This is a genomic window from Salinibacterium sp. NG253, from assembly GCF_015864945.1.
Lineage (GTDB): Bacteria > Actinomycetota > Actinomycetes > Actinomycetales > Microbacteriaceae > Rhodoglobus.
Map to the genome: position 1 here is coordinate 1,296,119 of NZ_JADYWF010000001.1, position 17,407 is coordinate 1,313,525.

General features: G+C 62.9%; 19 protein-coding genes and 1 pseudogene. 16 read left to right on the forward strand and 4 right to left on the reverse strand.

Translation table 11 applies throughout. From position 1 onward, the window contains the following. Nucleotides 1-56 precede the first annotated feature (56 nt). From I6E52_RS06310 to I6E52_RS06345, 8 genes are all read left to right on the forward strand, one after another. The gene (locus tag I6E52_RS06310) at nucleotides 57-923 is read left to right on the forward strand and encodes a spermidine synthase (protein WP_197155555.1); all 867 of its coding nucleotides are present in this window, start codon (nucleotides 57-59) and stop codon (nucleotides 921-923) included. 349 nt (nucleotides 924-1,272) lie between these two features. Beyond that, nucleotides 1,273-1,836 carry an alternate-type signal peptide domain-containing protein gene (locus tag I6E52_RS06315; RefSeq protein WP_197109468.1) on the forward strand — a complete coding sequence of 188 codons (564 nt, stop codon included), beginning with the start codon at nucleotides 1,273-1,275 and terminating at the stop codon, nucleotides 1,834-1,836. Between the two features lie 95 nt (nucleotides 1,837-1,931). After that, a complete protein-coding gene (locus tag I6E52_RS06320) occupies nucleotides 1,932-2,513 on the forward strand; it encodes a TasA family protein (protein ID WP_197109467.1) in 582 nt (193 codons plus the stop codon). A 41-nt stretch (nucleotides 2,514-2,554) separates the two neighbouring features. Next, a complete protein-coding gene (locus tag I6E52_RS06325) occupies nucleotides 2,555-3,511 on the forward strand; it encodes a hypothetical protein (RefSeq protein WP_197155556.1) in 957 nt (318 codons plus the stop codon). Beyond that, complete coding sequence (locus I6E52_RS06330) at nucleotides 3,502-4,356, forward strand: hypothetical protein (protein ID WP_197155557.1); 855 nt, start codon at nucleotides 3,502-3,504, stop codon at nucleotides 4,354-4,356. The genes I6E52_RS06325 and I6E52_RS06330 overlap by 10 nt, the downstream gene beginning before the upstream one ends. Then, nucleotides 4,349-5,038, forward strand: a complete 690-nt coding sequence (locus tag I6E52_RS06335; RefSeq protein WP_197106494.1) for a signal peptidase I — start codon at nucleotides 4,349-4,351, stop codon at nucleotides 5,036-5,038. The genes I6E52_RS06330 and I6E52_RS06335 overlap by 8 nt, the downstream gene beginning before the upstream one ends. A gap of 23 nt (nucleotides 5,039-5,061) precedes the next feature. Next, the gene (locus I6E52_RS06340; RefSeq protein WP_197109464.1) at nucleotides 5,062-5,529 is read left to right on the forward strand and encodes a SprT-like domain-containing protein; all 468 of its coding nucleotides are present in this window, start codon (nucleotides 5,062-5,064) and stop codon (nucleotides 5,527-5,529) included. Between the two features lie 51 nt (nucleotides 5,530-5,580). Further along, nucleotides 5,581-6,243 (forward strand): CGNR zinc finger domain-containing protein, encoded by a 663-nt coding sequence (locus tag I6E52_RS06345; RefSeq protein WP_197155558.1) that lies wholly within the window; start codon nucleotides 5,581-5,583, stop codon nucleotides 6,241-6,243. A gap of 24 nt (nucleotides 6,244-6,267) precedes the next feature. Here I6E52_RS06345 and I6E52_RS06350 read toward each other — a convergent pair whose 3' ends face one another. The 3 genes from I6E52_RS06350 to I6E52_RS06360 all read right to left on the reverse strand — a co-directional run bounded on the left by I6E52_RS06350 (nucleotide 6,268) and on the right by I6E52_RS06360 (nucleotide 8,352). After that, nucleotides 6,268-6,570 (reverse strand): DUF427 domain-containing protein, encoded by a 303-nt coding sequence (locus I6E52_RS06350; protein WP_010203891.1) that lies wholly within the window; start codon nucleotides 6,568-6,570, stop codon nucleotides 6,268-6,270. An 87-nt stretch (nucleotides 6,571-6,657) separates the two neighbouring features. Then, nucleotides 6,658-7,179: a 2-phosphosulfolactate phosphatase gene (locus I6E52_RS06355; RefSeq protein ID WP_197155559.1), complete on the reverse strand. Its 522-nt coding sequence runs from the start codon at nucleotides 7,177-7,179 to the stop codon at nucleotides 6,658-6,660. A 114-nt stretch (nucleotides 7,180-7,293) separates the two neighbouring features. Continuing rightward, on the reverse strand, nucleotides 7,294-8,352 hold the full coding sequence (locus I6E52_RS06360) for an NAD(P)-dependent alcohol dehydrogenase (protein WP_197155560.1): 1,059 nt from the start codon (nucleotides 8,350-8,352) through the stop codon (nucleotides 7,294-7,296). 107 nt (nucleotides 8,353-8,459) lie between these two features. On the opposite strand from I6E52_RS06360, the gene I6E52_RS06365 reads away from it, so the two are divergent. From I6E52_RS06365 to I6E52_RS06385, 5 genes and pseudogenes are all read left to right on the forward strand, one after another. Further along, the gene (locus I6E52_RS06365; RefSeq protein ID WP_197123040.1) at nucleotides 8,460-8,960 is read left to right on the forward strand and encodes a hypothetical protein; all 501 of its coding nucleotides are present in this window, start codon (nucleotides 8,460-8,462) and stop codon (nucleotides 8,958-8,960) included. 62 nt (nucleotides 8,961-9,022) lie between these two features. Continuing rightward, the gene (locus I6E52_RS06370) at nucleotides 9,023-10,015 is read left to right on the forward strand and encodes a DNA topoisomerase IB (RefSeq protein ID WP_197155561.1); all 993 of its coding nucleotides are present in this window, start codon (nucleotides 9,023-9,025) and stop codon (nucleotides 10,013-10,015) included. Between the two features lie 49 nt (nucleotides 10,016-10,064). Continuing rightward, nucleotides 10,065-10,949, forward strand: a pseudogene (ligD, locus tag I6E52_RS06375) (non-homologous end-joining DNA ligase); the annotation flags it as partial. A 20-nt stretch (nucleotides 10,950-10,969) separates the two neighbouring features. Then, nucleotides 10,970-11,572: a DUF1684 domain-containing protein gene (locus tag I6E52_RS06380; protein WP_197155565.1), complete on the forward strand. Its 603-nt coding sequence runs from the start codon at nucleotides 10,970-10,972 to the stop codon at nucleotides 11,570-11,572. Between the two features lie 297 nt (nucleotides 11,573-11,869). Next, nucleotides 11,870-13,546: a DEAD/DEAH box helicase gene (locus tag I6E52_RS06385; protein ID WP_197155567.1), complete on the forward strand. Its 1,677-nt coding sequence runs from the start codon at nucleotides 11,870-11,872 to the stop codon at nucleotides 13,544-13,546. Between the two features lie 567 nt (nucleotides 13,547-14,113). Here the strand turns inward: I6E52_RS06385 and I6E52_RS06390 are convergent. Next, nucleotides 14,114-14,653, reverse strand: coding sequence for an NUDIX hydrolase family protein (locus I6E52_RS06390; protein ID WP_197155569.1), 540 nt, complete (start codon nucleotides 14,651-14,653; stop codon nucleotides 14,114-14,116). A gap of 102 nt (nucleotides 14,654-14,755) precedes the next feature. Between I6E52_RS06390 and I6E52_RS06395 the strand changes: the two genes are divergently transcribed. The 3 genes from I6E52_RS06395 (at nucleotide 14,756) to I6E52_RS06405 (ending at nucleotide 17,327) form a co-directional block, all read left to right on the forward strand. Beyond that, nucleotides 14,756-15,679 (forward strand): hypothetical protein, encoded by a 924-nt coding sequence (locus tag I6E52_RS06395; RefSeq protein WP_197155571.1) that lies wholly within the window; start codon nucleotides 14,756-14,758, stop codon nucleotides 15,677-15,679. Between the two features lie 197 nt (nucleotides 15,680-15,876). Beyond that, nucleotides 15,877-16,680 (forward strand): hypothetical protein, encoded by an 804-nt coding sequence (locus tag I6E52_RS06400; protein WP_197155572.1) that lies wholly within the window; start codon nucleotides 15,877-15,879, stop codon nucleotides 16,678-16,680. 23 nt (nucleotides 16,681-16,703) lie between these two features. After that, the gene (locus I6E52_RS06405) at nucleotides 16,704-17,327 is read left to right on the forward strand and encodes an alpha/beta hydrolase (protein WP_197155573.1); all 624 of its coding nucleotides are present in this window, start codon (nucleotides 16,704-16,706) and stop codon (nucleotides 17,325-17,327) included. Nucleotides 17,328-17,407: the final 80 nt, after the last annotated feature.

Genomic DNA, 17,407 nt, shown 5'->3' on the forward strand with positions numbered 1-17,407 from the left:
CCGGGCGCTCTCGAACGTGGCTGCATGTCGAACCGGAGTGTGGCAAAGTCAATGCCATGGCCGAGCACCCCAGCACCACCCTGAAACTAAGCGGCCACTATGCAGAAATTGCACCAGACAAGTGGATAGACGGCGCGTACACCCTCACCGTTGATGGCACCCCGCAATCCCACGTCAACATGGATGACCCCAGCGAGCTGTTCTTCGAATACGTGCAGCGCATGGGACACGTCATCGATCAGCTCTCTGAACCGGGTGCCCCGATCACTGCCGTCCACCTCGGCGGCGGCGCCCTCACCCTTCCCCGCTATGTCGAGGCCACGCGCCCAGGCTCACGCCAACAGGTCGTGGAGCTGGAATCGGATCTCGTGGACTTTGTTCGCAAGGAACTCCCGTGGTCGAAGCGGGCATCCATCCGCGTTCGTCACGGCGATGCGCGTGAAGTGCTCGGGAAGTTTCCGGCCGGGATGCGCGGCGCTGTTGATCTTCTTGTCGTCGACGTCTTCAGCGGAGCCCGCACGCCAGCCCACGTCACGAGCATCGAGTTCTATACCGAAGCAATGACGCTGCTCGCGCCTGACGGCATCGTCGTCGTCAATGTTGCCGATGGCCCCGGGCTCGCTTTTGCTCGAAGCCAAGCCGCCACCCTCAAGCACACGGTCGGTCATGTCGCGGCGCTGGCCGAGACCCAAATCCTCAAGGGACGCCGTTTTGGCAACATTGTGCTCGTGGGGTCGCCATCCGCACTCCCCCTGCATTGGATGCCGCGCCTGCTTGCGAGCGGCCCGCACCCCTCGAAAGTGATCGCCGGCGTCGAACTTTTGGACTTTATTGGCAGCTCCCCAGTGGTCACAGACGCCACTGCGGTGAAATCTCCCCCTCCCGCGAAAAGTATTTTTCAGGTCAAACCAGGTAGAGGATAGACAGATCTGTCCCCTTGTACCCCGATTGTTTCGATACTTTCGGGGTACAACGCTTGTACCCTTTCCGCGGGTTTTGACGAACATCCGTGCAAAATCGGGGTATTTCGTCCCCCAAACGGGATCGTCTAGTCCCCCATGGTGCGGACAAGGGTTGCCCCCCATTACTGGGGCCTGTCCTCCATAGTGCGGACATGTAGGTTCGTCTTAGGAAGTTGAGCGTGAGCCCAAAAAACTCGCGTTTGCTCAGTCCGAGATGCAGGAACCCGAAACCAGCACACAGCTTCTGATAACCCGAACTACCCGAACCACACTCGTCCCGGCCTGCTTTGCTGCGCCGCGAAAGGAAATCATGAACAAGCTCGTCAAAGGCTCAATCGCAGGTGCAGCAGGAATCGCTCTTCTCCTCGGCGGTGCAGGAACCCTCGCTACGTGGAACTCGTCAGCAACCGTAAGCGCCGGAACAAACCAGAGCATCAACGCCGGAACGCTCGACATCGTCGCAGCACCCGGAACGATCACCGGAGATGGCTGGAAGCTCGGCACCAAGGCAACCGTGACATCACCCACGTTCAAGATCGTTCCCGGCGATACTTTCACGTACACCAAGACCTTCAACGTGACAGCAACCGGCGACAACCTCTCCGCAGCAATCGCCGTTGCACCCGCATCCGTCGCAGCTGTCAGCACCAGCGTTGACGCCGACGTCAAGCTCGCCGCTGCGATCGTCGCCACTGCGACCTTTACCGTCAACGGTTCACCCGCGACTTCGATCAGCCCAACAACCGGCACGCAGCCAGTAGTCGTGACCGTAACGATGAACTACCCGAAGAGCACGACTGCCGGAGCCGAGAACCTCTCGAAGCTCGGCGCTGTCTCGCTGAGCAACTTCGCCATCACGCTCACTCAAAACTAGTTTTACCCGGTTGGGTGTGCGGCCTGGGGGGACGCACACCCAACAATCCTCTTCACATTTAGCAGCAGTTTTCTCTCATCGAAAGGCGGTGCACCATGGACTCTTCAACAGTTCGCGGCTCGCACCGCCTTGACATGGTTAACGGTCGCCACCAGCGCCGTGCAGCATCGCCCCTCGCCATCTTCGGCGGAGGAACTCTTGGCGTCGTGAAAGCACTCGCCGTGCTCACCATCGCCGTGTCACTTGGCCTGGTCGGCACCGGCGGTACCTACGCCTACCTCAACTCGTCACTCACCGCGACGCCCGAGCCGACTCTGAGCGCCGGAACAGCCGCGCTCACGGTCGGCACGCAGTCGTTGAACTGGTCAACACTCGCACCAGGCAACTCCGTCACCGGCACCTTCACCATCACCAACACGGGTGACGTGCCCCTAGTGCTTTCAGCAGCGATCGCTGCTGCCGCAACGGGTTCCTCAACGACGAACCCCTTCACGATCTCCGTCGCCAACGGCGCATGCCCCACCTCCGGAACACCCACGGGAACGCTGAGCAGCACGCTCGCCGCCGGCGCCTCCGCGAGCGCCTGCCTCGTTGTTGCCCTTCCCGACAACGCTCCTGCGAGTGCCCAGTCGACTAACGTTGCCATCACCGCAACGATTTCGGGGGTGCAGCCGTGATCCGATCAGGAGAAAGCGCCGCCACGGTGGGATACCGAGGCATGAAACGCTCCACCCGGATGTCGATCATCGCGGGTGTTGCCGTCTTTCTTACTCTGGTCTCTGGCATCAGCTTTGCCGCTTGGACTGCATCGTCCGCCAAAACCGCGACCGCGACTACCGGATCCGTAGCAGTTACCACCGGAACCAGCGCTGGAGCGTCCACGTTTTCAACCCTCGGGCCATCCACCTACACCGCGAGCAATCAAACGGTCACGAAATCGATCGTTGTTCAGAACACGGGTTCGGTGGCGACATCGTTGAAAGACCTCGTCATCGCTCGCAGCAGCACAAGCACGCTCACCGGATCGCTCGTAAGCCTGAAGCTCTGGGTCGGCAGCAGCACCGCTTGCGCCACCAGCACGCCAATCGTGTCCACCACGCTCAGCTCCGGGACGGTGTCGCTCAGTGGGCTCCCTGTTTCGATCAATCCCTCTAGTTCCGCCATTCTTTGTGCTTCAACAACCTTCACCGGCAACATGACTGCTGATGCCGGAAAGTCGCTCACTGCGACGCTCACTGTTCGCACGAACGCTGGAACCTCGTGGATTGCAACTGACAGCCAGACCGAAGCGAAACGCACGATCACGCAGAGCGTGTTCGAGTCCACTGTCCCGAACGCACCGACCGCCATTTCGTGCGAAAACGTGGAGAACGACAAGGAGTACATCACCCTCTCGTGGACTACTCCGAGCGGCTTCACGGCACCCAACGGCGGCTACAACGTCTATCTCGACAATGTCTTGATTGGCAACACGACGAACACAAGCACGCTCATCTCCAACAGAGGAAACAATAGCGGCAACGCAATCGTGACTGACACCGGGAATGGCGCAAGCGGCGGGAATTCTGGAAACCTGACCGTGCGAGCGGTCGCTTCCAATGGATCCACCTCTGCCAGCTCAGCTGCGATCTCGCTGCAACCACGCAATGGCAATAGTGGCATCGCATGCGGCTAGGACTTCGCCGGGCATCCGGCCTCGCAGTACTAGTAGCCCTGGGCGTCGTTCTCGGGGCAACTCCCGCGAGCGCCGCGACCGGCGTTGGAGTGGTTGAAGTTAGCGATGATGGCGTCTCGTTCGCCCGCACCTACCCTGGTGTGATCTTCGACAGCATCGCACTCTTGAGCCCCGGTGACAGCCAAAGTGACATCGTGTACGTGCGCAACACCGGCACCGCCGCGGGCTTCCTCCGCGTCACGATGCAGGATGTGTCCTACTCGGATGCCACCTTTGCGAACGCGCTCAGCGTGACAACGAGCACTCCCAGCAATGCGGGCTCAGCCCACGCCATCAGCGGAGCCTCGCCCTGCCTCGTGACCCACGAGGGTCTGACCATTGCCGCCGGACAGACCGTGCCCGTGACCGCAACTCTCGCCCTCGGCAACTTGACTGGCTCGCAGGGTCAGGGAGCGACGGCATCCGTATCGCTGCGGTTCACCCTCTCGGATACGACGCCGGGAACTTTGCCTGCAACGCAGTGCGAAAACTCAGGCTCGACAGTTCCGGTGGTTCCCGCCGTTCCCGGGCCAACGAACGGAACCGGTACAACAGCGACGGGAGCCGGAAGCTCATCAACGCTGCCTATCCCCACTCCGAGCCCCAGCCCTGCGATAGCCGACACTGCGGACGGCACGGCGTCAGGCCTCACCCCCACTTTTCCCACCTCATTCAACCTTGACCCCAACTCGTGGCGGCTCTACCAGGAGTACCTTGTACTGATCCTGTTCTTGGCCGCGCTGATCGGCGCCGGCATTTCGTGGCTCGTCGGTCGTCGCTCACGGAAGGAGACTGACGATGTCTAAGATTTCGACGCGTGCAGACGCTCGCAACAACGTCACAGACGATGAAAAATCGCACGGAGTTCTCTACTACCTCGGCATGGGTATTAGCGGAGGACTATTCGCCTTGGTGTTACTCGTCGGCGCCCTCGTCATCATCATCCCCAACCTCGCGGGCGCGCAGCCCCTCACCGTGCTGACAAGCTCGATGGAACCGAGCCTTCCCCCGGGAACGCTCATCGTCGTCAAGCCCATCGACACCAACGAGATCATTGTCGGGGACGTGATCACCTACCAAATCGAGTCGGGCAAAGCCGGTGTGATCACGCACCGCGTTACCGCAATCACCAACTCGAGCGATGGCAGCCGCACCTTCACGTTGCAGGGCGACAACAACGACGTCGCCGACGAACTGCAAGTACTGCCCGTTCAGGTGCAGGGCAAGCTTTGGTATAGCGTCCCGTGGATTGGTTACGTCAGCAATTTCGTGAACGGCAACGCCAAGACCTGGCTTGTTCCCGTCATCGCTATTGCCCTCTTCGTCTATGCCGGATTCATGATCACCAGCGGCATCATCTCGAGCGCCCGCAAGCGCAAGCGTCGCCGGGCGCGAGCTCAGCGCGAAGCTGATCGGGCGGCATCCATCGAAGCAGCAACTGACGCGGATGCGGTCGAGCCGGTCGATAACCGCGTGCGGTTGGGCTAGAACTTTTCGATTAGCCTCAACAGGTGGCTGAACTTTCCCGAGTGCGCGTGTGGGCTGATGCGCTCATCCGATTGCACTTGGATGACAGCTGGCAGTTCACCTTCGACAACGCCAAGACGCGCGCGGGGCTCTGCAACTTCACGCACAAACGCATCTCCGTGTCCCGGTATCTGGCTGCGCGGTACGAGGATGACGAGATCCACCAAATCCTGCTGCATGAGATAGCGCACGCAATGGCTGGGCCCGGTGCCGGCCATGGAGCGCAGTGGAAAGCCGTCGCCAAAGAGCTCGGCTATGAGGGCAAACGCCTGCACGGCGGAGCCATCGCCGATGAGTTCGCACCCTGGGTTGGCACCTGCCCGGCAGGCCACCAACACTTTCGTTACCGCAAACCGACTAGGCCTCTTGCGTGTGGACTGTGTTCCCGCCGTTTCAGCACAGCCAACCGCATCGAGTGGGTGCACCGGGTTGTGTCACGACCGCGAGGGTAGCCGCGAGCGCACCCGGTCACGGGGTGTCTCGTAACCGGCGATAATGGTTAGGTGCATCATCCCGAAACCGCGTCCCCTATTGGCATGCCCGCAGCCAGCCCCACGCCTACGCCTACGAGCGAGAACGCTGGCGGCGCGACCGGGCAATGGTTTACGTCGCGCACGTCACGTCAGTGGTGGTTCGATTCTGGCGCCCGCGCGCTCGACTTCGCCTACACCGGTGCGATGGGCAATAATCCCGCGTGGGAGCGCCTGCACACCCCAGCCGACCTCGCGACGTGGCTTGAGGGCCGCTTCGAAGCCTGCGATGGCACCGTCACCGATCGTGACCTCACGGATGCGAAGGGCCTACGCGAAGCGATTGCGTCGATCGCCACCGCTCTGAGCGTGAACGGTCAGCCTGACCCGAAGCAGATCGACATCATCAACCTGTTCGCTGCGACCCCGGATGTTCCCCCGCGGCTAGTCGGCGGAAGCCTGCAGGCAGGCCGCACCCGCGTGCGCACCGGTCAGGCGCTCGCCACGATGGCGCGCGAAGCCGTCTTCCTGTTCGGCGAGGAGCAGCACGAGCGGATTCGGGAGTGCGCTGCCGATGACTGCGCCCTCGTCTTCTACGACGAATCACGCTCCAATAACCGCCGCTGGTGCTCGATGCAGCGCTGCGGTAACCGCGCAAAAGTGCGCAGTCACCGTGCCCGCACTGCGGCACGCTAACTGCGCACTAGAGAAAGTTGTCGATTAGTCGACGAACTGAACCTCTTTCCAGAAGGTGACGTAGTTGGAGAAGTCCTTGCCCACGCGTTCTGCGGCGCCCGGGAGGATGTTCGGGTAGCTGAACGCGCGGTCCTGGTACTGCTGGCCGTTAGCGCTGACAACAAAGTACTGGCAGTCACCCTTCCACGGGCAGTGGTACGGGGTGGGGCTCTTCTCGAGCAGTTCGTGGTTCACGCTGGCCGGCGGGAAGTACCAGTTGCCCTCAATCTTGAGGAGATCTTCCTTGGGTGCTTCTGCGATGACGGTGTCGCCGATTACTGCCTTCATACTGTCCTCCATTGAGTCGGTCGTTAGTGAGTCAATGACGGGGTGCTCAGTCAGTGACTACTCGGTTCAACGCTCACGGAGCAAGCGTCATTCCCGAACGATGGCAAACCTGGCTGCACCGTTGCTGACAATGGCCTCATCGAGGGCGCCGCGTCCGGCATCCAGAATCAGCTGCTGACCTGCCGTGCTCGCCGACAGCAGGTGGTTGTGGGCCGATTTCAAGCCGGTGAACGCAGCGACAGCGGATGCCGCTTCCGGAGAAATGTAGTCAATGCCGGCATCGGCGAGAGCATCTACGATCGCACCCGCCGCGAGGAGGTCGTCGACGGTGAACCCGCCGTGCGCGTTTCCGGCAGCGATGACGGCGACGGTGAAGCGGTCACCTTTGAGTTCTTGTTGCGCGATGACCCACTCGGCGACGGCCGTGGCGGCCCCGGTTCCGGCGCTGAGAATGGAAAACGTTCCGGGCAACTCGGGGGCGGGCGTTGAACCGTCGGCGAGAGCATCCGCCCACACGACAACGTCGGCACCGGTGCTCAGCTCAAGCGCTTGGTCGCCGCCGAAGCCAAAGCGGACCTGGTACTGGGGTTGGGTGCGGGGATCGTTCACTTCTTGAGGCTAAACGCGGCGGTCGTCTCGGTCACGTTGGGTTACAGAATGTGACATCAGACGCGGGCGGGCGGATGCTGACTGCCGCATCGCGGCAACGACGAGATCTCGCCGCTATTCACCCGCGTTCGGAGCCCCACCCGGCACGACCGCGACTTTGCCTCTGCCATGACTGGAGGCGATCTGGTCGATCGCGTCAACGACCCCATCGAGCCCGACAACGCGTTCGATCGCGGGAACGAGCTCGCCGGACGCGAGCAACTCGGCAAGGTAGTTGAGGTCGTCGGGCGTGGGCGCAGCGGTGAACTGGTGGAACGAGACATCCGTCCCTTTGAAGGCCCGGGCCATGCGCATGAGGTGGAAGACGGGGCCGACCCAGCGATTGGTCATGGGGCCACTGACTCCCACAACGCGGGCGCCGGGAGCGAGGATGCTGCGCAGCTCGACTGCGGTTCGGTTGCCCATGAGGTCGAAGACCACGTCGTACTGGCCGCCGACCGCGATGTAGTCCTCGGTTTCGTAGTCGATGACGTGCGTAGCTCCCAGGGCCCGCGATCGCTCGACGTTGCGACCGCTGCACACGGCGGTCACTTCCGCTGCCCCGAGAATGCGAGCGAGCTGCACCGCAAACGTGCCCACCCCACCCGCGGCACCATTAATGAGCACGCGGTCACCGGGCTGCACTGCGGCTTCGCGTCGCAAACCCTGCAGCGCGGTAAGGCCAGCGACCGGCGTTGCTCCGGCCGCCACGAAGTCGACACCGGCCGGCAGCACAACAAAGTTCTTGGCGGTGACGGACGCGTACTCGGCGAACGCTCCGCCGGCTGCCTCGCCAAAGACAGCATCTCCGATCGCGAAGCCGGTAACACCCTCGCCGACCGCAACGACGCGCCCCGCGACATCCGCTCCCGGGCTGAGACGCTTGGGTTTACGCAGCCCCATGACCAATCGAACGAACAGCGGCGTGCCACTCAGGATGCGCCAGTCGAGAGCGTTCGCGGAAGAGCCAAGCACCTGCACTAATAGCTTTCCTGACGCGACAGCGGGAGACGGAATGGTCTCGATCGCCAGGACATCTGTGTCGCCATAGCGCCGAGCAGTCACGGCCGTCATCGTCTCGGGAATCGCCCCGGCGGTGCTCGGATTCGAACTCGTGTGGGGAGGAATGGGCATCGCGGCTCCTGCCGAATCGGTGCCCACAGTTTAGGACGAGCCTGCACTACTTGGTTCTTTTCTGTTCCACTCTGGATTCCTGAATCCCACTGGTAGAAACTATGACTATGCGCGTTCTACTGAAGCTCGTACTGGACTGTGACCCCGACGACGCGTGGCGTGCCATCCGCAGCCCGCACGTGTTTCAACAAGTGTCGGCCCCGCTGACGACCTTCAAATCCTTGGAGGTCGGCGGCTTTCCTGAGCTGTGGCAGCCCGGCGAGCATCCGGTCAATATGGCAGCGCTCGGCCTTGTAACGGTTGGTCAGCAAGTGATCGACATATCGTTCGAGGAAGCCCCCCATGGTGTTCGTCTCGTGCGCGACCGTGGTCGAGGCCTCAGCGGCCCTCTCGCTCTCGTCACCGAGTGGGAACACACGATGGCTGTCAGCCCCGCCCCCGGGGGAAAAACTCTGTATCGCGACCAGTTGATCTTCAGCGCTGGCATTCTCACTCCCCTGCTCTGGCCGCTCTACTGGGCCTTCTGGCAGTGGCGTGGTGCCGCACTGCAGCGACTTGCCCCAACGTGGAGTTGGGGCACAACAAGAAGAACTAATCTCAATCTTTAGGTTGACCGTTGTGGCTTCAGCCGTCGGCGTGAGCCGAATCGTGGGCGCGAAAGGAACACGCGGTGCCTCGACTGCGGCGAAGCAATACAACAGGGCGCGGGTACTCGCGCGTGCGATCGGGCCGGGGATTCAGTTACCGCGACCCCGATGGCGCAACGGTAACCGAGGCCGAACTCAAGGCGCGGTTTGGCTCGCTGGGCATCCCGCCGGCATGGACCGACGTCTGGATTTGTCCCTACGAGAACGGTCACGTGCTTGCGACCGGTTTCGACGAGGCCGGCCGCCGCCAGTACATCTACCACCCGGCCTGGCGTGAGCGTCAAGATCGCGTGAAGTTCGACCGCGCGCTCGAACTCGCGGCAGTGCTCCCCGGCGCCCGCGGTGTCGTCACCCGCACTTTGCGCTCCAGCGACGACCCCCGCGAGCGCACTCTTGCCGCCGCGTTTCGGATGCTCGACACCGGCTCATTGCGCGTCGGCAGCGAGCGCTACGCCGAAGAGCACGGCAGCCACGGCCTCTCCACTCTGCTGTGCGACCACGTCACCGTCATCGGCGACAGGGTGCAGCTCTGCTTCCCTGCCAAGAGCGGCCAGCAGTGGGAAAGCGAAATAGTGGACGCCGATCTCGCCGAGTTCATTCGGCGACGCCTGCGCAGTGCCCCCGATGCATCGGTGCTGTCGTGGCGGGAGGGCCGCGAGCGCCGGTCGCTGACCGCAGCGGACATCAACGACTACGTTCGCGAACGCACCGGTGGCGACTTCACCGCCAAAGACTTTCGCACGCTGCGCGGCACAGTTGCTGCCGCATCAAGCCTGGCGGCGAGTGCGGCTGCTGCCGAGGTCGCGGTGCCGAAACTGAGCCAGCGGGCACGCTCGCGCGCCATCCGAGAGGCGATGGAAGCAGCCGCCGAAGTTCTCGGTAATACGCCCGCCATCGCGAAGAAGAGCTACGTTGACCCGCGCATCGTTGATCTGTTCTCGGCGGGTGAGACCATCGATCCGCACCGGCTCGCCTCCGCGGAAAGTGAAGTGCGTCAGTTGCTCTCCCGCGACTGAGTCACACGCTGGCCTTGTGTGGCGAGTGCTTTGAGCGCATTCTGAACGGATGGCGCACTCACGGCAGGCCATCACCATCGACGGCCACTCCCTCACCCTGAGCAATCTCGACAAGGTGCTCTACCCAGAAACGGGAACCACCAAAGCCGACGTTCTTGAGTACTACGACGCCGTCGCCGACCTGATCATCGCGCACGCCCACGACCGCCCTGCCACCCGAAAACGCTGGGTGGATGGGGTGGGCACGGCTGAGAACCCGGGAAACGTCTTCTTTCAGAAGAACCTCGAAAACTTCGCGCCCGACTGGATCGCTCGCCGCACGATGAAACACAGAGACCACTCCAACGTGTACCCGCTCGTCAACGACCGCGCGACTCTCGCCTGGTTCGCTCAGGTGGCTGCCCTCGAGATTCATGTTCCGCAGTGGCGATTCGGCAAGAACGGCCAGCCGAAGAATCCCGATCGGCTGGTGCTCGACCTTGACCCCGGCGAGGGCGTCGGGCTGCCCGAGTGCGCCGAAGTCGCGCGTTACGCTCGCGCGCTATTGGAAGACATGGATCTGAAACCGGTGCCGGTGACCAGCGGGAGCAAAGGCATCCACGTGTATGCAGGCCTCGATGGCCGCTCCAACTCTCAGAAGATGTCAGCGGTGGCGCACGAGCTTGCGCGAGCGTTAGAGGCCGATCATCCCGACCTCGTCGTCAGCGACATGAAGCGTTCGCTGCGCCCCGGAAAAGTGCTCATCGACTGGAGTCAAAACAGCGCCGCCAAGACTACGGTGGCGCCGTATTCGTTGCGCGGGCGCCTTCACCCCACCGTGGCAACGCCCCGCACGTGGCACGAACTTGCCGATCCCAACCTTGCTCAACTGGGGTACCGCGAAGTGATGGAACGGGTGACGCAGCTCGAGGATCCGCTCGCTGCACTGTCGGCTGCGCGGGATAACCTGAACCCATGACCGCTCTTGAGGTAGCCGACTGGCGCCGCCGCAACTTTGCTCTCTACGCCGCTATCCGTGAGAACCCGGATGCCGCGAGCGCCCACGCCGACTGGCGTGCGGGACGAGATGAGATGTTTGCCACGCATCCAGCCAGCCCGCTATTGCCGGAGGACGTGCGCGGCTTTAAGGGGCTGCCGTTTGAGTCGTACAATCCCGATTGGCGTTTCGAGGCATCCATTGTTCCGGGTGACGATCGCCGCATGAATGTGGAGACGGGAACGGATGGCGTAGTGCCGTTTGACCTGCTCGGAACCGTCGAGATTGAGTCGGTTGGCTCGCTCGATGTGTGGCGCTTGGCGTCGTATGGCGGCGGCATTTTCATCCCGGTGAAGGATGCTCTCTCTCGCGTGAAGGGTGGCACCTACGGCGGTGGTCGCTACCTTCTCGACACCGTGAAGGGTGCCGATCTCGGAGCGGGTAGCACCCCCGAGTCGCTCGTGCTCGACTTCAACTTTGCCTACAACCCTTCGTGCGCGTACGACCCCGCGTGGGCGTGCCCGCTCGCGCAGGCCGGCAACACTCTGGCTGGGCAAGTGCCGGTAGGCGAGCGCTACTAGGGGCATAACTGCTACGCTGGGGTTACTTGCGAAACAATTGTGTTTCCCTGCGTCGTAGAACGCTTCCCTCTTCTCGCCCACGTCAATCAGAAACGTGCGGCTCGTAGAAAACTTTCTCCGGCGAACTGGAGTAATCCGCGCCGAACGAAAGTTCGAGATCTGACCTGTGTGCCGCACCCGTGCGAAACGCCTGATTGGGTCGGTGTAGATCAGCACTGCCACGTTCATTTCGAACTGTGCCCGTGTGCCTCCGGTGTAACGCCCATCTGTTACTTATGCCTGAAAGGCACCATTACTTTGACTGAACAAACTTTTAGCTCGCTCGGCGTACCCGCCCCGCTGGTTGCAGCACTTGCAGCCGACGGCAAGACCACGCCGTTCCCCATCCAGCTCGACACCCTGCCTGACACCCTCAACGGTCGCGACGTTCTCGGCCGCGGAAAGACAGGCTCGGGCAAGACCCTCGCCTTCTCTCTTCCGATGGTTGCGCGCCTCGGTGGCACACTCTCCGGTGGCAAGCGTCGCCCGGGTCGCCCGCTGGGTCTCGTGCTCGCACCGACCCGTGAGCTCGCCACGCAGATCTCTGCTGTGATCGAACCTCTCGCTGCCGCGTATGGCCTCAACACCACCACGATCTTCGGTGGTGTCAGCCAGAACCGCCAGGTTGCTGCCCTCAAGGCCGGCGTCGACATTATTGTTGCCTGCCCCGGTCGTCTCGAAGACCTCATGAAGCAGGGCTTCGTGAGCCTCGACGCGATCGAGATCACCGTGCTTGACGAGGCCGACCACATGGCCGACCTTGGCTTCTTGCCCGTCGTGACCCGCATCCTCGACAAGACTCCGAGCAATGGACAGCGGATGCTGTTCAGCGCCACCCTCGACAACGGTGTAGACAAGCTGGTTCGCCGCTTCCTCCACAACGAGGTACTGCACTCGGTTGACGAAGCGAACTCGCACGTCTCCGCCATGACCCACCACGTCTTCGAGACCGAGAGCGTCGAATCGAAGCGCGTTCTCATCGAGAAGCTTGCTTCGGGCACCGGCCGCCGCATCCTCTTCATGCGCACCAAGCACCACGCCAAGAAGCTGGCACGCCAACTGACGGATGCCGGAATCCCCGCCGTCGACCTGCACGGAAACCTCTCGCAGGTTGCCCGTGACCGTAACCTCGCCGCGTTCTCCGCTGGCGACGTGAAGGTTCTTGTTGCTACTGACGTTGCAGCTCGCGGCGTGCACGTCGACAACATTGAGCTGGTCATCCACGTTGACCCGCCGGCCGAGCACAAGGCATACCTGCACCGCAGCGGCCGCACCGCTCGTGCTGGTGAAGAGGGCGACGTCGTCACGATCGTTCTTCCGACCCAGCGCAAAGACACCGCAGCGCTGTTGCGTAAGGCCGCCATCACGGTGACCCCGCAGCACGTCAACGCCAAGTCAGAAGCCGTAGTGGCCCTGACCGGTGAAGTAGCCGAATACGTCAAGCCTGCGCCTCGCGCAGCAGTCCCCGCCCGTGGCCAGTCACAGGGTGGACGTTCGCAGGGTGCAAACGCCCAGCGCAAGCGTTCACGTCGTGACGGCGAAGGCGGCTTCTACGAAGGCGAACGCGATGGTGCCCGTGAGGGTGGCCGTGGTGGCGCCGGTGGTCGTGGCGGAGCCGGTGGTCGTGGCGGCAACGGAGGCAACTCTCGTGGTGGCCGTAACGGTGCCGCTCGCGATGGCCAGGCACGTGATGGCGCTCGTGATGGCGCTCGTGGCGGCCAGCAGCGTAACGATCGTCAAGGCTCCGGCCGTGGCGCCGTCGTTGCCGGTTCAGGCTCAAGCGAACAGCGCTCAACTCAGCAGCCGCGCCAGCAGCAGGCTGAAGCTCCCACGCGTCCGCGCGGTGGCAAGGGCCGCGCTCAGGCCGGAAGCGGACCCGTTCGTGTTGGCCAGGTCGTGCGACCCAACCGTCGCGCTTCGAGCAGCGGGCGCTAAGGCTCAGGCCCAGCGCAACACAGTTTTACCGTCGAGGGCGGCGAATCACTCCCAGCAGTGCTGGGTTGGGGTTCGTCGCCCCTCGGCGTTTAACGGGTGCAGTTGGTCGGAGTGCGTGCGGTCGCGCGTGCGTGCGTGCGTGCGTGCGCAGCAGTGGACGCGAGCTGATTGGCCGGCAGGCTGGCGGCTGGCGGCTGGCGGCTCAGCATCACGGAAATTCAGGAGATTCTGTTACGCACCGCGCGAACCTGTCTCAGCATCCCCGGGTTTCGGGGCATCCGCACCGGCACCGTCCGCGCCCAAACCAGATCTCCTGAGTTTCCAACGTTGCTCAGCAGCGGCCTACGCGCACACCGCACAGCGCACAGCGCACAGCTACTCTCCGACCGCGAGCGCGGTCACGCTGCACTACGGAAATTCAGGAGATTCTGTTGAGCACGTCGTTTGCACGGCATTGCTCCCGCAGGCTTCCGCCCTTTTCCGTCACCGGGCGCGATCACGCGAACGGTTTTCCTGAATTTCCAAAGCCTGCGCACAGCAGACCGACGGGCAGGAGCTAGATCGCAGTTACGGCAGAACGCCGACGGAGGCGAGAGCTGCGCGCAGCAGTGCTCCGCGGCCGCCTTCCATGTCGGCGGTCACTGCTTCGGATACCGCGGCGGACGGGCTCAGCCAAGTGAGCTCGAGCGCATCCTGACGCGGTTCGCACGTACCGGTGACGGGAACGACGTAGGCCATCGAAACGGCGTGCTGGCGGGGATCCGTGAACTGGCTATCGCCCGGCCACGGGAAGTATTCGGCGACCATGAACGGGGTCGGGCTTGCCGGCAGGAGCGGGAAGGCCATGGGGCCCAGATCTTTTTCCAGATGACGGAACAGAGCATCGCGCAACGTCTCGCCAAACATGACACGACCAGAGACGAGGGTGCGGGTGATCTCACCATCGTTGCCGCGCACCAGAGTGCCGACCTCAGTGACGCGACCCAGCCCATCCACTCGCACAGGAATCGCCTCTACATAGAGCAGCGGCAGTCGCCTGCGGGTTTCCGCAAGCTCCTCATCTGAAAGCCAAGACGAGTTGGGATCTGGTGTGCCGACGGAGCTCATGCTCCATTGTCACCCATCACGGAACGTTTAGTGCGCGCCAACGTCGCGCCGATTCGCTAACATTCCTCAGATGGGCATGTGCCCTTTCATCGAGAGGGCACCATGACTGATGAGACACCGCACGGCTCGGCACCCGAAGAGGTACCGGCGAACGCTAGCGACAACACGGCCAACAACGACGGCCACGTTCCCGACGCACCGCCTGCCCCCGCAGCAGAAAACGCGCTACCGGCAACGACCGGCGCACCGCTGCCGCCTGCCCCGCCTCTGCCGCCCGTGCAACCTCTCGCCGCTGAAGCTGCCAAGTCGGGCCTGCCGGGCTGGGCTTGGGCTCTGATCATCGCCGGCGGACTATTTGTCATCGGGATGATTGTCACCGTTGTCGTAGTGGCCGTCGTCATCGTCGGTGCAGCGAATAAAGAAGATTGCAGCCTTCCCGGTAGCTGCGGGCAGGGCCTCCCGCCTATCACCGCCGAAGAACCGATCGAGGAACTAACGGAGCCCGCTAGCGGCGAGCGCATCACCCTCGACGGCAACGCCAACTTCGGTGAGCCGCCCGTCTGGGGCGTAACGCTGGACCCCGAGTGGGAGATCTTGGTTTTCGACGAGGATGGCATCAATAGTTTGGGAGATCCCACCACCGGCTGCAACATCGTCACCTCCCAACGTCAGACTGCGGTGAGCACTCCCACCGGAGGCGATCTCGCAGCCTCCGAGGCAGCGATGCAGGAAGAAGTCGAGGCCCTCATAGTGAGCGGCGTTTCGATGCAAGAGCTGGATTCGGGCACAGTCGACATCGCAGTGGCGTCCGAGTCCAGCGGTGTCAGCATTGAATTCTTGACCTCGGTGCGGTACCAGGAATCTTCCGAAGGAGCTTCTCGAGTGTCTGAGCTTCTGGTGCGGGGTATGCCAGCGTCGGGCAGCATCATGGCTGCGCTGGTTGTGTGCGAAACATCGGTCTACGAAGCTGGGGAGTCACCGTTCAACGACCTCATCAGTGGGCTCGCTGTGACGGCCGGTTACTAGTCGTCCACACCCTGACCTGCGCCGCCGCAGTGCACAACTCTCGGGGCTCCTGATGGCGGTAGCTGCGCCCATCATTAGCGTTCCTTTGCGGGCACTCGCCTGCCGTGCGAAAGGGAACCATGACCGAGAACGCCTCCACTTCTACAGAGCCACACAATTCTGAGCCGTTCAGCGCACGGTCTGGGCCGTCCGAAGCAGTGGGACCTCAGCCGTCTGACCCAGCGCCCGCAGAACACATCGATTCTGCGACGCCGGGGGCACCGCCCATCGCCCGACGCGGGCTCCCCGGATGGGCATGGGCTCTCATCATTGGGCTTCCGCTCCTGCTACTGGGAGCTGTCTGGGTGGGGCTCGTACTAGTAGGGCTGTTTTTTTCGGCCGCCTCGACATCCGCGGGCTGCGACGATGGCTACTGCGACTGGGGTGCGCCCGTTGAACCAACGTCCACGAGCAGCGACAGTCCGCTCGACGCGGCGGACCCAACAAACAGCGTCCCGCTCGCGGGAAACGCGGTATTTGATGGGCAACCGGTGTGGTCACTGACTCTCGAACCGACGTGGCAAGAACTTGATCTCGACCTGATCGGCCTCACCGTGTTTCACGACGATGCCACCGGGTGCGAACTGATCGCTTCGCAGAGCGTCGCGGCGCCCAATACCGAGAACGCTGGGGACGCCGTGCTCTCCGCCGATCTTCTCTCTCAGGAAATCAAAGCATTGACGGCCGGCAACTCTGAGGCTTTGGTGCTTAATGCCGGAGCAGCGACCGACATTCCAATCGGTGGCGCCGGAAGCGGGTCAACGATCGATTTCGCCTCAGCGACGATCAGTCAGAGAAACGCGGCTGATGTCGCCATGAGCACTGAAATTGTCGCGCGGTCTATGCCGGACTCTGACGTTGCACTCGTCGCAATGCTGACGTGCGAGACCGCAACGATCCCGACGTTCGGCGAGAAGTTCGACTTCTTCTCGACAGCGCTCGCGGTCGCAGTCGGCCCCTAGCCGCGGCGCGTAGGCTTTGGGTCATGCAGATCGATTCCTCCGCAGTGCTCTGGTCGGCCCCCGAACGTGAACGGGCCGGTCGTCCGCTCATCGTGTTGTTGCACGGGTATGGGTCTCACGAGGGAGATCTGTTCGCATTGGCACCCGCGCTGCCGCTCGGCCCCGTGATCGCCTCGCTGCGAGCGCCGCTCCCCGAGAGTGGTGGGTTCTCGTGGTTCCCCATCGACCTCAGCGGTGGCGGGCTCCCCCAGGTTTCTGGCGTGGATGACGCTGCCAACGCCGTGCTCGAATGGCTCGATGCCCAGCAGTACACGAGTGTGAGCCTCCTCGGTTTCTCGCAAGGGGCGGCCATGTCGCTCCAACTATTGCGGCTCGCCCCGGAACGCTTCAGCTGTGCCGTCGCACTCTCCGGGTTCGTGGCCAGTGCCGAGCACCCCGGAGATGCGAAGCTCGCGAGCATCCGCCCGCCCGTGTTTTGGGGCCGTGGCACTGATGACCCCGTTATTCCGACGGCGGCAATCGAGCGCACCGAGGACTGGCTTGTTGACCACACGCGTGCCGAAACCCGGATTTATGAGGGACTCGCGCACGCAATCTCGACCGATGAGCTCAACGACTTCGTGAGCTTTCTGCACACGCACGCGTAACGAGTTGGAGCCAAGACCGAGCCTGTGGTGCGGTCTTAGTGAGCACGCACGCGTATCGGGTCGGAGCACCCGCCTCGCAC

Bases quoted from the DNA above. Each gene is read 5' to 3' on its own strand.
- I6E52_RS06365 (WP_197123040.1), top strand. From the start codon at position 8,460: ATGCGCGTTCTACTGAAGCTCGTACTGGACTGTGACCCCGACGACGCG.
- I6E52_RS06320 (WP_197109467.1), top strand. From the start codon at position 1,932: ATGGACTCTTCAACAGTTCGCGGCTCGCACCGCCTTGACATGGTTAAC.
- I6E52_RS06315 (WP_197109468.1), top strand. From the start codon at position 1,273: ATGAACAAGCTCGTCAAAGGCTCAATCGCAGGTGCAGCAGGAATCGCT.
- I6E52_RS06335 (WP_197106494.1), top strand. From the start codon at position 4,349: ATGTCTAAGATTTCGACGCGTGCAGACGCTCGCAACAACGTCACAGAC.
- I6E52_RS06405 (WP_197155573.1), top strand. From the start codon at position 16,704: ATGCAGATCGATTCCTCCGCAGTGCTCTGGTCGGCCCCCGAACGTGAA.
- I6E52_RS06330 (WP_197155557.1), top strand. From the start codon at position 3,502: ATGCGGCTAGGACTTCGCCGGGCATCCGGCCTCGCAGTACTAGTAGCC.
- I6E52_RS06380 (WP_197155565.1), top strand. From the start codon at position 10,970: ATGACCGCTCTTGAGGTAGCCGACTGGCGCCGCCGCAACTTTGCTCTC.
- I6E52_RS06350 (WP_010203891.1), bottom strand. From the start codon at position 6,570: ATGAAGGCAGTAATCGGCGACACCGTCATCGCAGAAGCACCCAAGGAA.
- I6E52_RS06325 (WP_197155556.1), top strand. From the start codon at position 2,555: ATGAAACGCTCCACCCGGATGTCGATCATCGCGGGTGTTGCCGTCTTT.
- I6E52_RS06390 (WP_197155569.1), bottom strand. From the start codon at position 14,653: ATGAGCTCCGTCGGCACACCAGATCCCAACTCGTCTTGGCTTTCAGAT.
- I6E52_RS06310 (WP_197155555.1), top strand. From the start codon at position 57: ATGGCCGAGCACCCCAGCACCACCCTGAAACTAAGCGGCCACTATGCA.
- I6E52_RS06395 (WP_197155571.1), top strand. From the start codon at position 14,756: ATGACTGATGAGACACCGCACGGCTCGGCACCCGAAGAGGTACCGGCG.
- I6E52_RS06360 (WP_197155560.1), bottom strand. From the start codon at position 8,352: ATGCCCATTCCTCCCCACACGAGTTCGAATCCGAGCACCGCCGGGGCG.